The 13,181-nt window shown below is 55.3% G+C and carries 13 protein-coding genes; 6 read left to right on the top strand and 7 right to left on the bottom strand.

The genetic code is table 11. The features are described 5' to 3' along the window. Positions 1-104: 104 nt before the first annotated feature. Complete coding sequence (gene carB / locus Yoon_RS08850; RefSeq protein WP_238111806.1) at positions 105-3,440, bottom strand: carbamoyl-phosphate synthase large subunit; 3,336 nt, start codon at positions 3,438-3,440, stop codon at positions 105-107. Positions 3,441-3,596: 156 nt separating this feature from the next. Here carB and Yoon_RS08845 point away from each other — a divergent pair, with 156 nt between their 5' ends. The 3 genes from Yoon_RS08845 (at position 3,597) to aspS (ending at position 7,250) form a co-directional block, all read left to right on the top strand. Beyond that, positions 3,597-4,694 (top strand): aminodeoxychorismate synthase component I, encoded by a 1,098-nt coding sequence (locus tag Yoon_RS08845; RefSeq protein WP_238111805.1) that lies wholly within the window; start codon positions 3,597-3,599, stop codon positions 4,692-4,694. After that, positions 4,667-5,305 (top strand): aminotransferase class IV family protein, encoded by a 639-nt coding sequence (locus Yoon_RS08840; protein ID WP_238111804.1) that lies wholly within the window; start codon positions 4,667-4,669, stop codon positions 5,303-5,305. The genes Yoon_RS08845 and Yoon_RS08840 overlap by 28 nt, the downstream gene beginning before the upstream one ends. A gap of 91 nt (positions 5,306-5,396) precedes the next feature. After that, positions 5,397-7,250, top strand: a complete 1,854-nt coding sequence (gene aspS, locus Yoon_RS08835; protein WP_238111803.1) for an aspartate--tRNA ligase — start codon at positions 5,397-5,399, stop codon at positions 7,248-7,250. 21 nt (positions 7,251-7,271) lie between these two features. On the opposite strand, the gene Yoon_RS08830 is transcribed toward aspS, so the two are convergent. Then, positions 7,272-7,979, bottom strand: coding sequence for a response regulator (locus Yoon_RS08830; RefSeq protein ID WP_238111802.1), 708 nt, complete (start codon positions 7,977-7,979; stop codon positions 7,272-7,274). Between the two features lie 130 nt (positions 7,980-8,109). On the opposite strand from Yoon_RS08830, the gene mce reads away from it, so the two are divergent. Together mce and Yoon_RS08820 are read left to right on the top strand one after the other, a co-directional pair. After that, the gene (mce, locus tag Yoon_RS08825; RefSeq protein WP_238111801.1) at positions 8,110-8,514 is read left to right on the top strand and encodes a methylmalonyl-CoA epimerase; all 405 of its coding nucleotides are present in this window, start codon (positions 8,110-8,112) and stop codon (positions 8,512-8,514) included. A 60-nt stretch (positions 8,515-8,574) separates the two neighbouring features. Continuing rightward, a complete protein-coding gene (locus Yoon_RS08820; RefSeq protein WP_238111800.1) occupies positions 8,575-8,883 on the top strand; it encodes a DUF1467 family protein in 309 nt (102 codons plus the stop codon). On the opposite strand, the gene Yoon_RS08815 is transcribed toward Yoon_RS08820, so the two are convergent. Continuing rightward, on the bottom strand, positions 8,825-9,538 hold the full coding sequence (locus Yoon_RS08815; protein WP_238111799.1) for an EI24 domain-containing protein: 714 nt from the start codon (positions 9,536-9,538) through the stop codon (positions 8,825-8,827). The genes Yoon_RS08820 and Yoon_RS08815 overlap by 59 nt on opposite strands. Continuing rightward, entirely contained in the window at positions 9,535-10,113 is a 579-nt protein-coding gene (locus tag Yoon_RS08810; protein ID WP_238111797.1) for a nitroreductase, read from the bottom strand. The genes Yoon_RS08815 and Yoon_RS08810 overlap by 4 nt, the downstream gene beginning before the upstream one ends. A gap of 116 nt (positions 10,114-10,229) precedes the next feature. Between Yoon_RS08810 and Yoon_RS08805 the strand changes: the two genes are divergently transcribed. Then, positions 10,230-10,805, top strand: a complete 576-nt coding sequence (locus Yoon_RS08805) for a YdeI family protein (protein WP_238111796.1) — start codon at positions 10,230-10,232, stop codon at positions 10,803-10,805. A gap of 33 nt (positions 10,806-10,838) precedes the next feature. On the opposite strand, the gene Yoon_RS08800 is transcribed toward Yoon_RS08805, so the two are convergent. From Yoon_RS08800 to Yoon_RS08790, 3 genes are read right to left on the bottom strand one after another with little or no spacing between them, the layout of a single operon-like run. Next, positions 10,839-11,609, bottom strand: a complete 771-nt coding sequence (locus tag Yoon_RS08800; protein ID WP_238111794.1) for a hypothetical protein — start codon at positions 11,607-11,609, stop codon at positions 10,839-10,841. Between the two features lie 40 nt (positions 11,610-11,649). After that, positions 11,650-12,759: a class II histone deacetylase gene (locus Yoon_RS08795; RefSeq protein WP_238111792.1), complete on the bottom strand. Its 1,110-nt coding sequence runs from the start codon at positions 12,757-12,759 to the stop codon at positions 11,650-11,652. After that, a complete protein-coding gene (locus Yoon_RS08790) occupies positions 12,756-12,989 on the bottom strand; it encodes a hypothetical protein (RefSeq protein WP_238111791.1) in 234 nt (77 codons plus the stop codon). The genes Yoon_RS08795 and Yoon_RS08790 overlap by 4 nt, the downstream gene beginning before the upstream one ends. Positions 12,990-13,181: the final 192 nt, after the last annotated feature.

The following is a 13,181-nucleotide window of genomic DNA, read 5'->3' as shown; positions in this document are numbered from 1 at the left end:
ACGCTTGCAGATGTCCACAGTGGTAGGTTTCTGACCTTGCGACAGACGCCCGTTGTTGGGCTCCCCCCGGCGCAGCCGGGGAGATCCCGATTAAGATGAAAGGCTTAAGCCCCTTGCAGACTCCGCACCATCACTTCGCTTTCAGCGCGCGCCTGCATCGCAAGTGCCGCTGCGTGGGACGCGGCGGCTGTCGTGAAGTAAGGGATTTTGTCGTAGAGCGCGACGGCGCGAATTTCGCGGCTGTCTTCGACGGCTTGCGCGCCTTCGGTCGTGTTCATGACCAAAGCGATGTGCCCGTCTTTGAGCCGGTCAACGATTGTCAGCCCACCTTCGTAGACTTTGTTCACGTTCTCGCAGGGGACATTGTTTTCTGACAACCATGCTGCCGTGCCGCGTGTCGCTGAGATAGACAAGCCGAGTTCGGTCAAGATTTGTGCGGCCTCGACCATTTGGGCGGTTTTATCCATGTCTTTGATCGACAGGAATACAGTACCAGAGGTCGGCAATTCGGTGCCTGCTCCCATTTGCGCCTTGAGGAACGCACGTGGGAATGACCGTGCCCACCCCATAACTTCGCCGGTTGAGCGCATTTCTGGCCCAAGGATCGTGTCAACTCCGGGGAAGCGAGCGAAGGGCAAAACCGCCTCTTTTACGCTGAACCAAGGTGTATTTGGATCGGCCAATGTGAACGCATCGCCAAGCGGCAGTACATCCATCGGGTCTTCGGCTTTGGGGTAGGCGGCGCGCAGAGGGAAGTTTGTTAGCGGCTCACCAGCCATCAAGCGGGCGGCAATAGATGCGATGGCTGAATCGGTGGCCTTTGCAACAAATGGCACGGTGCGCGATGCCCGCGGGTTTACTTCGATCAGGTAGACGGTTTCGTCTTTGACCGCGAATTGAATGTTCATCAATCCGATAACATTCAATGCCAGCGCCAGTGCCTCCGTCTGTTTGCGGATTTCTGCGATCATTGCATCGGACAATGAATAGGGGGGTAGTGAACAGGCGCTATCGCCAGAGTGTACGCCAGCTTCTTCGATGTGCTGCATGATGCCCGCGACATGGGTGTTTTTCCCGTCTGACAGGCAATCCACGTCGACCTCAACCGCGCCAGACAGATAGCTGTCGAGCAATACAGGGCTGTCGCCTGAGACGACCACCGCATCAGAGATATAGCGTTCCAATTGCGCCTGATCACGGACGATTTCCATCGCACGACCACCCAAAACATAAGAGGGGCGGATGACCAGCGGGAAGCCGATGTCTTTCGCAATTTCAAAAGCCTCGGCGTCTGTTGATGCGATGCCGTTATGAGGCTGTTTCAGGCCCAAACGGTTTACAAGGTCTTGGAACCGCTCACGGTCTTCGGCCAAATCAATCGCATCCGGCGTGGTGCCAAGGATCGGGATGCCAGCTTCTTCGAGCGCATTGGCAAGCTTGAGCGGCGTTTGCCCGCCAAACTGTACGATGACGCCGTGTAGCGTGCCGTTTTCTTGCTCGACACGCATGATTTCCATGACGTGTTCGAATGTCAGTGGCTCAAAATACAAACGGTCCGAAGTGTCATAATCGGTCGACACGGTTTCGGGGTTGCAGTTGATCATGATGGTTTCATAGCCCTGATCAGTGAGCGAGAAACAGGCGTGGCAGCAGCAATAGTCGAATTCGATCCCTTGACCGATCCGGTTCGGTCCACCGCCAAGAATGACAACTTTCTTGCGGTCAGATGGGCGCGCTTCGCATTCTACTTCGCCCATCACTGGGTTTTCGTAGGTGGAATACATGTAAGGCGTTTGTGCTTCGAATTCGGCCGCGCAAGTATCAATGCGCTTAAACACTGCGTTCACACCAAGGTTTTGGCGCGCGCGGCGGACCTGATCTTCGTCGCGCCCGGTCAGTTTTGCTAGACGCGCATCGGTGAAGCCCATCATTTTAACGCGGCGCAACCCATCTTCGGAAACTGGCAAGCCGTTAACGGTGATCTCAGCTTCAGTTTGGATAATTTCGCGGATACGCGCAAGGAACCACGGATCAAATTTGGTGACTGCGTGGATGTCGTCATCGGATAGCCCGTGGCGCATCGCTTGGGCGATGACACGGATGCGGTCAGGTGTTTGTTTGGCCAATGCTTTGGTGATCGCTGCGGCCTCTGGCGCGCCGGGGATGTCGATGTCATCAAAGCCGGTCAGCCCGGTTTCCATCGATGCCAGCGCCTTTTGCATGCTTTCGTGGAACGTGCGGCCAATCGCCATCGCCTCGCCCACAGATTTCATCGCCGTGGTTAGATGCGGTTCAGACCCTGCGAATTTTTCAAAGGCAAAGCGCGGAATTTTGGTGACGACATAGTCGATTGTTGGCTCAAACGACGCTGGCGTGACCCCGGTGATGTCGTTATCCAATTCATCAAGCGTGTAACCTACAGCCAGTTTCGCTGCGATCTTCGCGATTGGAAAACCTGTCGCTTTGGACGCCAGCGCGGATGAGCGTGACACGCGCGGGTTCATTTCAATCACAACCATGCGGCCGTCGGCAGGGTTCACCGCCCATTGCACGTTTGATCCGCCAGTTTCCACGCCGATTTCGCGTAAAACATTAATCGAATGAGTGCGCATGACCTGATATTCTTTGTCAGTCAGGGTCAGGGCAGGGGCGACTGTGATGCTGTCGCCGGTATGGACACCCATTGGATCGACGTTCTCAATTGCGCAGACGATGATCGCATTGTCGGCCTTGTCGCGCACGACTTCCATCTCGAACTCTTTCCAGCCGAGCAGCGATTCATCGACAAGGATCTGCCCCACTGGGGATGCTTCCATGCCTGTCCGGCAGAAATGTTCGTATTCTTCGCGGTTATAAGCCACCCCGCCACCGGTGCCGCCAAGGGTAAATGCGGGCCGGATAATCGCAGGCAGACCGACATATTCGATTGCGTCGATGGCCAGCTGCAGACCCGCTTTGATATCGAATTTACCGTCGTCGCCTTTGGGGGCGGTGATAATGGTCGCTTTGGGGTTTTCAATGCCCAACCGATCCATCGCTTCGCGGAAGAGCTTGCGATCTTCGGCCATCTCAATGGCTTCGCGTTTTGCGCCGATCATTTCGACGCCGTATTTTTCCAACACGCCCATATCCGCAAGCGCAAGGGATGTGTTCAGCCCGGTTTGACCGCCCATTGTTGGCAACAACGCATCCGGGCGTTCTTTTTCAATGATTTTTGCGACGACTTCGGGTGTGATCGGTTCGATATAGGTCGCGTCGGCAAGCCCGGGATCGGTCATGATCGTCGCCGGGTTCGAGTTGACCAAGATGACCCGGTAACCTTCTTCGCGCAGTGCTTTACAGGCTTGTGCGCCGGAATAGTCGAATTCGCAGGCTTGTCCGATAATAATGGGCCCTGCACCGATGATCATGATTGACTTGATGTCAGTACGCTTTGGCATGGCGGGCCCCTTCGGAAGGTAAATTTTCGTGGGTTATAGACAACCGCGCCCAAGGCGCAAGGGCCTTCGTAGAAAGGGCTTAGGTTGTCGCAATTGATCTGTGAATTTTCTGATGACATCGGTATTTAGCTGACAACAAACTTAGGAGAAATGGATTTGCGGCTGCAATTTGATCATGGGCCAGACGGCGCAGGCGTGTTTGATCGGGCCAAACGGATCATTGCAGCTGATTCCATTACCGAGGTAACGGGGGCGCTTACGGCCGTCGAACAGGCTTTGGCGCAGGGGTATTGGGTCGCGGGCTATGCCAGTTATGAATTGGGCTACGTGTTAGAGCCGCGCTTGCATGATTTCATGCCGCGTGACCGGCGCCTGCCCCTGATCCGGTTTGGCGTTTATGATGCGCCGATTACTGCCGAAATCGCGGCTGGTCCCGCAAATATTGGGGCGTTAGATGCAATCTGGGATCATGCCGACTATCAACGCGCCTTTGCACAGGTCCATGATTTGATCGGGGCAGGTGATATCTATCAGGCGAACTTGACCTTTCCTTTAGAGACTGAAGTGACGGGTGATGTGCAGGCGATCTACGCGGCGCTCATGCGGGCGCAACCCGTTGGTCATGGCGTTCTGGTGACACAAGATGGTTTGCCTGATTTGCTTTGCCGCTCGCCCGAGCTGTTTTTTACTTTGGATGGCCCGACGATCACCACCCGCCCGATGAAAGGCACCGCACCGCGCGGTGCGACGCCGGCACAAGACGCGGCCGCGCGCGCGTTTTTGCAAGATGATCCTAAAAATCGCGCCGAAAACCTGATGATCGTGGATCTTTTGCGTAATGATATCAGCCGTGTGGCGCAGGTCGGATCGGTCAAAGTTCCGCAGCTATTCGCAATAGAGACCTATGAAACGGTCCATCAAATGACATCGACAGTCACCGCCGAATTACTGCCCGATGTCGGCTTGGGTGCGATTTTTCACGCGTTATATCCGTGCGGTTCGATCACTGGGGCACCAAAGTTGCGGGCGATGGAAATCATTCGAGATATCGAACCGGTGCCACGCGATGCCTATTGCGGCACGATTGGCTGGGCGGCCCCTGACGGGCGGGCGTCGTTTAATGTGGCTATTCGGACCTTGATGCTCGAAAATGAGCGCGCCACGCTCAATGTGGGGGGCGGGGTTGTCTGGGACAGCACCGCGCAATCAGAATATGAGGAAGCCTTGTGGAAAGCACGCTACGCATCCCTTTAGGCACAAAGCTGATCGAAACTTTCGGCTGGGTGCCGGGGCAGGGGTATCCGCGGCTTGATCGCCACCTGCGCCGATTGGCGCACAGCGCGGCGATTTTAGGCTTTCGTTGCGATATCCCCGCGATACGCGCGGCCTTGGCCACTTATGAGAGCGATATGCAGATGCGCTGCCGTCTGACATTGGCCTGTGACGGTCGCATGGAAGTAACGCGCAGCCCGATGTCGCCGCGTAAGCCGTTTTGGATGATCCAAATTGGACCGCAGCGCCTGCATGCTGCCGATCCGTGGCTGCGTCACAAGACGACAAACCGGGCGCTATATGATGATGCGCGCGCCGCATTGCCCGCAGGCGTTGACGAGCTGATCTTTCTCAATGAACGTGATGAGCTTTGCGAGGGGACGATCACCAATATTTTCGTCAAAACGCAGACCGGAGAGATGCTCACCCCGCCTTTATCGTCGGGCTGTTTGCCCGGCGTTTACCGCCAAGAACAGTTAGACAGTGGCGCGTGCCGTGAGGCAGTGCTTCGTTTGGCAGATCTCGAAGCGGCGCATTGGATCGGGGTTGGCAATGCATTGCGTGGGGCCATTTGTGCCAAATTTCAGCCGTAAACCGCGCTCAAATAGGTGTGCATCCTTGACATCAGGCGTGCAACCTAGTGTATCGGCGCAACAACCTTTGAACCCATAGGACCATGACATTATGCACGCATACCGCAGCCACACCTGTGCCGATCTGACCGCCGCCAATGTTGGCGATACTGTCCGCTTGTCGGGCTGGGTAAATCGGGTCCGCGATCATGGCGGCATCTTGTTTATCGACCTGCGCGACCACTACGGCATCACACAGGTACTTTGTGACCCGGATTCAGCCGCATTCGCTGACGTCGAAAAAGTACGTTCAGAATGGTGTATCCGCATCGACGGTGAGGTCAAAGCGCGCGATCTAGAACTGATCAACGCCAAACTGCCAACCGGCGAAGTCGAAGTTTTCATTCGCGCGATTGAGGTGCTTGGCGCATCAAACGAATTGCCGCTGATGGTCTTTGGTGACCAAGAATACCCCGAAGAAACCCGTCTGAAATACCGCTATTTGGACCTGCGCCGCGAGGCGATGCAGGACAACATGAAGCTGCGTTCTGATGTTGTGGCCTCGATGCGCCGCCGGATGTGGGATGGCGGTTTCCGCGAATACCAGACCCCGATCATTACCGCGTCCAGCCCCGAAGGTGCCCGCGATTTCCTTGTGCCATCGCGTTTGCACCCCGGAAAATTCTACGCGCTGCCACAAGCACCCCAACAGTTTAAACAGCTGATCATGGTTTCGGGCTATGACAAATATTTCCAGATTGCGCCGTGCTTCCGCGACGAAGACCCGCGCGCAGATCGTTCGCCGACAGATTTCTATCAGCTCGATTTGGAAATGTCCTTTGTTGAACAGCAAGACGTGTTCGACACGATCCAACCGGTGATCACAGGTATTTTCGAAGAGTTCGGCAAAGGTCGTAAGGTTGATCAGACGTGGGAACAAATTTCCTACCGTGACGCGGCGCTTTGGTACGGCTCTGACAAGCCCGATCTGCGGAACCCGATTAAGATGCAGGTTGTGTCTGAACACTTTGCTGGTTCCGGTTTTGCGATTTTCGCAAAATTGCTGGAACAAGAAGGCACCGAAGTGCGTGCAATTCCGGCGCCAAAAGGTGGGTCGCGTAAATTCTGTGACCGGATGAATGTCTTTGCACAAAAAGAAGGTCTGCCCGGCATGGGCTATATCTTCTGGCGGGAAAAAACTGCGGATGCTGTGGCGCAAGAACTGGGCATCACCGTTAAAGAAGCGCAAGCGAAGTTGAAATCAGGCGAAGTCGAAGGCGGCATGGAAGCCGCTGGCCCGCTCGCTAAAAACATCGGCCCAGAACGCACCGAAGCGATCCGTCAGCAATTGGGTCTTGGACTTGGCGATGCGGCGTTTTTCCTTGGTGGGAAACCAAAAGCATTCGAAGGCGTTGCGGGTAAGGCCCGCAACGTGATCGGCGAAGAACTTGGTCTGACAGATTTGAACCGCTTTGCCTTTGCTTGGATCGTGGATTTCCCGATTTACGAGCAAGACGAAGAAACCGGCAAAATCGACTTTGAACACAACCCGTTCTCAATGCCACAAGGTGGTATGGAGGCCCTGCAAGGCGACCCGCTAAAGGTGTTGGGCTATCAATATGATCTGGCGTGTAACGGGTATGAATTGGTGTCTGGCGCGATCCGTAACCACCGCCCTGAAATCATGTTCAAAGCCTTTGAAATCGCAGGCTACGGCGAAGATGAAGTGAACAAGCGCTTTGGCGGCATGGTCAACGCGTTCCAATATGGTGCGCCACCCCACGGTGGTTGTGCGGCTGGGATTGACCGGATCGTGATGTTGCTGGCTGATGCGTCGAACATCCGTGAGGTCATCATGTTCCCGATGAACCAACGCGCGGAAGATCTGATGATGGATGCTCCATCCGAGCCGATGAACGAACAGCTGCGCGAATTGCACCTGCGTACAATTCCGGCTGAAAGCTAAAGAACAAATGCTGGTGGGCGGCTAAAGCGGTCCACCAGCGGCAATGCGTTGTTCGACCATATCGGACAGGGCCGTGACACCGCCAGTGGTGTCATCCCCAGTAGAATGCAGCGCAGCGAGCGATTTTGCCGCCTTGCCAAGCGCGTCATCTTGGGCGCTACGCGCGATCCCATCCAAAAGCTGCGTGACATAACTGATTTTTGCCGTGCTTTTCGGGCGGTTCAGAATTTCTGAAACATGGTGCAGATCATCGCGGTATGCGACCAAATCGGGGTTGATCGTTTCGTTGCTGACCATTCGCGGTCCGGGAGGCTGGCGATGCGCTGGCAGGTGACGTAGAATTGAGTCCTGAAAGGCCGCCAGATTGGCAATTGGTTTGGCGATAAATCCATCGGCACCTGCTTCCATCACGTCGTGTTCTGCGTCTAGGTCACCGCTGATACCAAGGATCACCTCAATCCGGGGGGATGCCGCTGCAAGCATTGCAATCAGATCAAGTCCCGACCCGTCAGGCAGCCCAACATCGATCATGATAACGCAGGGCCGGTAAACGCCAAGATGTTTGCGCGCATGTTCGATGCTATCTGCGCGTCGCAACCGGGCGCCAGAACGCTGGCAAAGCAGGCGCAACGCCTCGCAGGCAAAAAGACTGTCTTCGACGACAAGTGCGGTGATTCCGAGTAGGGGGCGGTCCGACGTGGGCGTTTGCTTGAGCATAAAGTCATCCATCGCGATTCTCTCCTTGGCAGCGGGCGCGACCATTGAACGCAGGACAAGGTGAACAGGGGGTTAATTTGCGATAGGACATTGCGCTCGCAAACCTGTTTCGCGATATTGCGCGAAATGAGGAGAATATGAAATGATCGGTCGCTTGAACCACGTCGCTATCGCTGTCCCGGACCTAGAAGCCGCGAGCGCACAATACAGGACCATGTTGGGGGCTGATGTTGGCGCGCCTCAAGACGAACCCGACCACGGGGTCACCGTTGTGTTCGTCACGCTTCCCAATACAAAGATTGAATTTTTGTATCCGCTTGGCGATGCCTCCCCGATCCAAGGGTTCTTAGACAAAAATCCGGCGGGTGGCATTCATCACATGTGCTATGAGGTGGATGACATCATTGCCGCCCGCGATCATTTGGTCGCTGAGGGCGCGCGCGTATTGGGAAATGGAGAGCCAAAGATCGGTGCGCATGGCAAACCTGTCTTGTTTTTACATCCGAAAGATTTCCAAGGCTGCCTGATTGAGCTGGAACAGGTCTAAGGTGCTTGCCTAACCAGCAGTAATACCTATGTAGCCATGTAGTCTTTGAAAGGATCACCCATGGGCCCCACGTCAGCCATCGTTCTTTTTGCCGTCGTTTGGGCAATGGTATTTTTCATCGTGTTGCCGCTGCGGATGCAAACCCAAGGCGAAGCAGGAGAGGTCACACCGGGCACCCCTTCGTCGGCGCCAGCGGACCCGCAAATCAAACGCAAGGCCTTCATCACGACGCTGTGGGCTTTGCCAATCTGGGCCGTAATCGCAGGGACAATCCTGTCCGGTGCTATCACGGTCCGCGACTTTGATTGGTTCAACCGGATGGCGACGCCTGATCTTCCCGGTGACACAACGCATGATACAGATGAGTAAACGTCGCTGCGCCTAAAATCGGAATGATCAAGTTCAGCAACGGAATGGTAAGCGGCAGCGCCATCAAACAGCCCGCCGCCCAGATCGTGCCTTGGTGCCGTTTCGCCATTTCTTTTGCGCGCTTACGCCCTTCACGGCGCATAGCTGCAAGCTGAAAATACTCGCGCCCCAACAAATATCCGTTCATGCCATAAAATATGAACACGGCAGCAAAGGGTAAGAAGGCGTAAAGCACAAAGGCGCAGACGTTCGCTGCAACTAATATGCCAAAGAAATTAACGGTATCGCGCAGGCCTTCAAAAAGCCCTACAGGAGGCGTTGGTGGCAGGTCGGGGAAGTGTTTGGCCTCGACCGCATCCGCGACCTCATCCAAAAAGAGCGAGGTAATCACCGACGCGACGGGCACCATCAAAAAAACGGATAGGACGATCATCAGGACCAACGATCCCCATCCCAGTAAATCCCCGAACCAAGTGATCTCAGCTCCTCCGGGTAATGTGATTGGCTCTGATGCTAGCCAATCAATAATCCCCAGCAGGCCAGCGTAGCAACCAATAAGCAGCGCAATCGTAATCCCAATTCCGCGCCAAAGGACGGATTGAAAGCGCGGGTCATTCATCTGGGATATAGCTCTGAAAAACGATGTGAAAATCATGTCTCAAGCCATGTTGTGATTGCAGTCAGATCAGGGCGTGGCCGTTCAGGCGGGGTGTTTGTTTCGGTGCCAAAATGCACGAAGCCCGCGACCGTTTCATGGGGCGCAAGCCCAAGCCCGTCGCGGATGAAATCGCGGTCATGGCTGGCCCAGCCTGACAGCCAATTGGCCCCCCAGCCAGCGGCGAGCCCGGCGTTCACAAGGGCCAGACAGACAGCGCCTGCGGAATAGATTTGTTCGATTTCGGGGACTTTTTCCGATAGGACAGGTGACGCAACAACCGCCACAGCGAGGTTTGAATTGGCAAACTGAGCGTGGTTTTTGTCAACCTTATCTGGATCAATGCCAATCGCGGCCCCGCGTGTTTCGACAAGCCCGGCCAAACGGTTCAGCGCGGGTTTCGCAAGCACAATAAACCGCCAAGGCTCTAGCTTGCCATGATCGGGCGTGCGCGCCGCAGCCGTCAGCAATGTCGTGAGCGTTGCGCGATCCGGGACCGGGGTTGTCAGCGTCTTGGCCGGACGCGACCGCCGGGTCAAAAGAAAATCAAGGGCCGCTTGGTTCGGTGTGAGCATGGTTTATCCTGCATTTGCTTGGTCTACAGATATGTGTGAGCGGTCGCGCTGACAACCGGCATTGCGCGCCGCGTGGGCTTTGCTAGGGTGCCAGCACAGCAGCTAGGGAGAACGATTTGGACGTTAATCTCGACCGGGTGGAAACTTTCGAAAACCCGGCTGAATTTTGTGATTGGTTGGCGCAGAACCACGTGCAGGCCCCTGAGATTTGGTTGAAAATCTATAAGAAAGCGTCAAAAATCGCGTCGATTGATTGGGAACAGGCCGTGATCGAAGCGATCGCTTGGGGCTGGATCGACGGGATTAAGAAGTCTTGTGATACGCTGTCGTATTACCAACGGTTCACACCGCGCCGCGCCCGGTCGAACTGGTCGCAAAAGAACCGGGATCACGCAGAAAATTTGATGGCGAAAGGGCGGATGCAAACGCCGGGGCTTGCCCACGTCACAGCCGCCAAGGCGGATGGGCGCTGGGACGCGGCCTATGCAGGCGCCGCTACGATGGAAATTCCTGCGGATTTTCTTGAAGCCTTGGCCGCCAATCCCGAAGCGCAGTCATTCTATGATACGCTGAATCGCAGCAGTATCTTCGTGATCTACCACAGCCTGCTTTCCGCAAAGCGTCCGCAAACCCGCGCAGACCGGATGGCGAAACTACTGGATATGCTCGCACGTGGCGAAAAGCCGCGATAATATTCGTTTTGATCTGGTTTGCTGGCAGCCGCGTTAAATAGCAAACTCATCGCTTACCCACGGCATGAGGGCAGCGGGATCGAATTTTCGGGAAGGCATTGAATCAGCCCAAAATGGGTCGTTTTCATATAAGAACCTAAAGGCCGCCCAAAACGCTGAATATTGAGGTTCAGCAAGGCCACAGAAGAATTCGGCATGCCGTTCCAAACGAAACGAGGCGCTGCCGTAGTTATCATTGGTACGTATGGCATCAAGAAGGACAATTGCTGTACATGGAATGCCACCCAGTGAGGTAGGTACATGCGACGTCAATTCGATGACTTCCATTGGGTACCATCGGTCAGTCAGCAGGACATCTTCAAAGTTGCGCGATAAGAGATCTTCAAGCGCCCTTTTGTGTTGCGCCGCGCAGTCACCGTAGTCGGCTTTGCTAATTGTTTCGATCGCGGGGCCTAGCAGTTGTGACGCGATGTTCGTAAGCGCGGATTCGACCGATTGCCGGGAGACGGATCGCAAATCGTCTGTATCGGGCGCAGCAGGCAATTCAATGACACCATATGCGTTAAGATAGGCAAACCCATGCGCTATGGCCGCTCGGATCTGTGCCGCACTCGCGCGGTAAAGGCTCAGGTTCTCAGACCAGTATTCACCGAGGACTGTATCGTGCTTTCGGGTTTCGATGTGATGAAGGAGTATTGCGGCCGTAGCAGTGCTGCGGTCTTGAGCCGGGCAGTTTTCGCCAACCATTATGAGCCAGTTTGCGTCGAGGTCAGAAACTGTAGTTGATTGCTCTCCGGTGGCCAATACTTGCTCTAGGTCTTGCTTTACCTGTTCTTTTTGAAAGCTAAGGTGCTTCAAACAAATGCTTTTCCATCGCTTCAATCACACCGTCGAGATAGGCATCAAACCCGGCGTCGGGTTGGCGCAATGGAAAGACTTCGGCGAACGGGTCAGGCGCGCTGATATTGCTGCCGGACATGGTCTGCAGGACAGCGTGCCCACAAAAGGGCACATAGGTTTCTGAATAGCCGCCTTCGTGGACCATCAAAAGTTTACCGTCGCAGACATCATCAGCCAGCGCCATCACTTGTGCAGTCATCTGTGCAAAGGTGTCGGCGGTGGCCAGCATCCGCCCCAGCGGATCATTGGCGGCGGCATCATAACCGCAGGCGATGATCAAGACATCGGGCGCAAAGCTGCGGATCGCAGGCAGGGCCAGCCGTTCCATCGCAGCAAGGTACCCTGAGTGCCCGGTGCCAGGGGGCAGCGGTATATTCAGATTAAACCCGTTGCCAGCACCAGTGCCCCGATCCGCAAAAGCACCTGTATCCATTGGGTAATTGCGGTCTTGGTGGATCGACACGGTCAGCACGTCATCGCGGTCATAAAACACCGCCTCTGTGCCGTTGCCGTGATGCACATCCCAATCGAGCACGGCAAAGCGCTTGGCTTGGCCCGCAGCCCGGGCCGCTTCGATAGCGACGCCAATATTGTTGAGCAAACAAAACCCATTTGGATAGTCAGGCAAGCAGTGGTGGCCGGGAGGGCGTGAGAGCGCATAGGCGTTGCGTAGCTGCCCGGTTAACACGGCTGAAAGCGCGGATTTTGCGATCCCCGCCGAAAGCGCGGCCAATTCATATCCACCGGGGCCAAAGGGCGTGCGACGTCCCAATTGGCCACCGCCCGCGTCAGACAGGGCTTTGAATTCGTCAAGATAATGCGCGGGATGCACTCGCAGCAAGTCTTCGCGGCTTGCCAATTGCGCGCCCCGCAGGTCAAGTTCACGGGCAAGCCCGGTGACCTCAATCAGGTTCTTGAGGCGGCGTTTGGTTTCGGGGCTTTCGGGCAGACCGCCATCAAGCGGTTGCACTAACCCGCCAACAGGCAACATGCCCGCATAGTTCCCGCCGCCATGCCAAAAGCTGCGTTCATCCCAGAAAAATCCCGTGGTCATGTTTTGCGCAACTGATAGACGCCTTCGGGAAGATCAAGCGCTGCTTGTAGGTCGCGTAACTGGCTGAATGATATGGTGATTTGTACTGGTTGATCAGTGCGTGGGTCGATTTGGGTGACCGTGATGCAATCATCCAAAGCATTCACAATGACATCATCGAGTAGCGGCGATTCCCCTTCATCAACGAGGGTCACAACGGTCGCGTCATAATCGTGTTCGATGGTAAACATGAATGAAGCCTAGCGCGGTGTTTGACAGGGCGCAAGCGGTTGTGGAACAACGAAAAAGGGTGCCGCCCATAATTTGCGACACCCTTTGTAACATGGCCCAAGTCTGGTTCGAAATGACCTTGGTAGGCCTGTAACTATCAACTGAATATGCTATGTTTTTAACTGAATTTTTAATGGAAGTCAGGTCATGAA

Origin of the sequence: Yoonia sp. I 8.24 (genome assembly GCF_022096995.1) — a bacterium.
Lineage (GTDB): Bacteria > Pseudomonadota > Alphaproteobacteria > Rhodobacterales > Rhodobacteraceae > Yoonia.
Note: the sequence above shows the minus strand (reverse complement) of the source record. Positions and strands in the feature narration are given on the sequence as shown.

Excerpts from the sequence above, each read along its gene's own strand:
- carB (WP_238111806.1), bottom strand. The coding sequence starts at position 3,440 with ATGCCAAAGCGTACTGACATCAAGTCAATCATGATCATCGGTGCAGGG.
- aspS (WP_238111803.1), top strand. The coding sequence starts at position 5,397 with ATGCACGCATACCGCAGCCACACCTGTGCCGATCTGACCGCCGCCAAT.
- Yoon_RS08830 (WP_238111802.1), bottom strand. The coding sequence starts at position 7,979 with ATGGATGACTTTATGCTCAAGCAAACGCCCACGTCGGACCGCCCCCTA.
- mce (WP_238111801.1), top strand. The coding sequence starts at position 8,110 with ATGATCGGTCGCTTGAACCACGTCGCTATCGCTGTCCCGGACCTAGAA.
- Yoon_RS08820 (WP_238111800.1), top strand. The coding sequence starts at position 8,575 with ATGGGCCCCACGTCAGCCATCGTTCTTTTTGCCGTCGTTTGGGCAATG.
- Yoon_RS08815 (WP_238111799.1), bottom strand. The coding sequence starts at position 9,538 with ATGATTTTCACATCGTTTTTCAGAGCTATATCCCAGATGAATGACCCG.
- Yoon_RS08810 (WP_238111797.1), bottom strand. The coding sequence starts at position 10,113 with ATGCTCACACCGAACCAAGCGGCCCTTGATTTTCTTTTGACCCGGCGG.
- Yoon_RS08795 (WP_238111792.1), bottom strand. The coding sequence starts at position 12,759 with ATGACCACGGGATTTTTCTGGGATGAACGCAGCTTTTGGCATGGCGGC.
- Yoon_RS08790 (WP_238111791.1), bottom strand. The coding sequence starts at position 12,989 with ATGTTTACCATCGAACACGATTATGACGCGACCGTTGTGACCCTCGTT.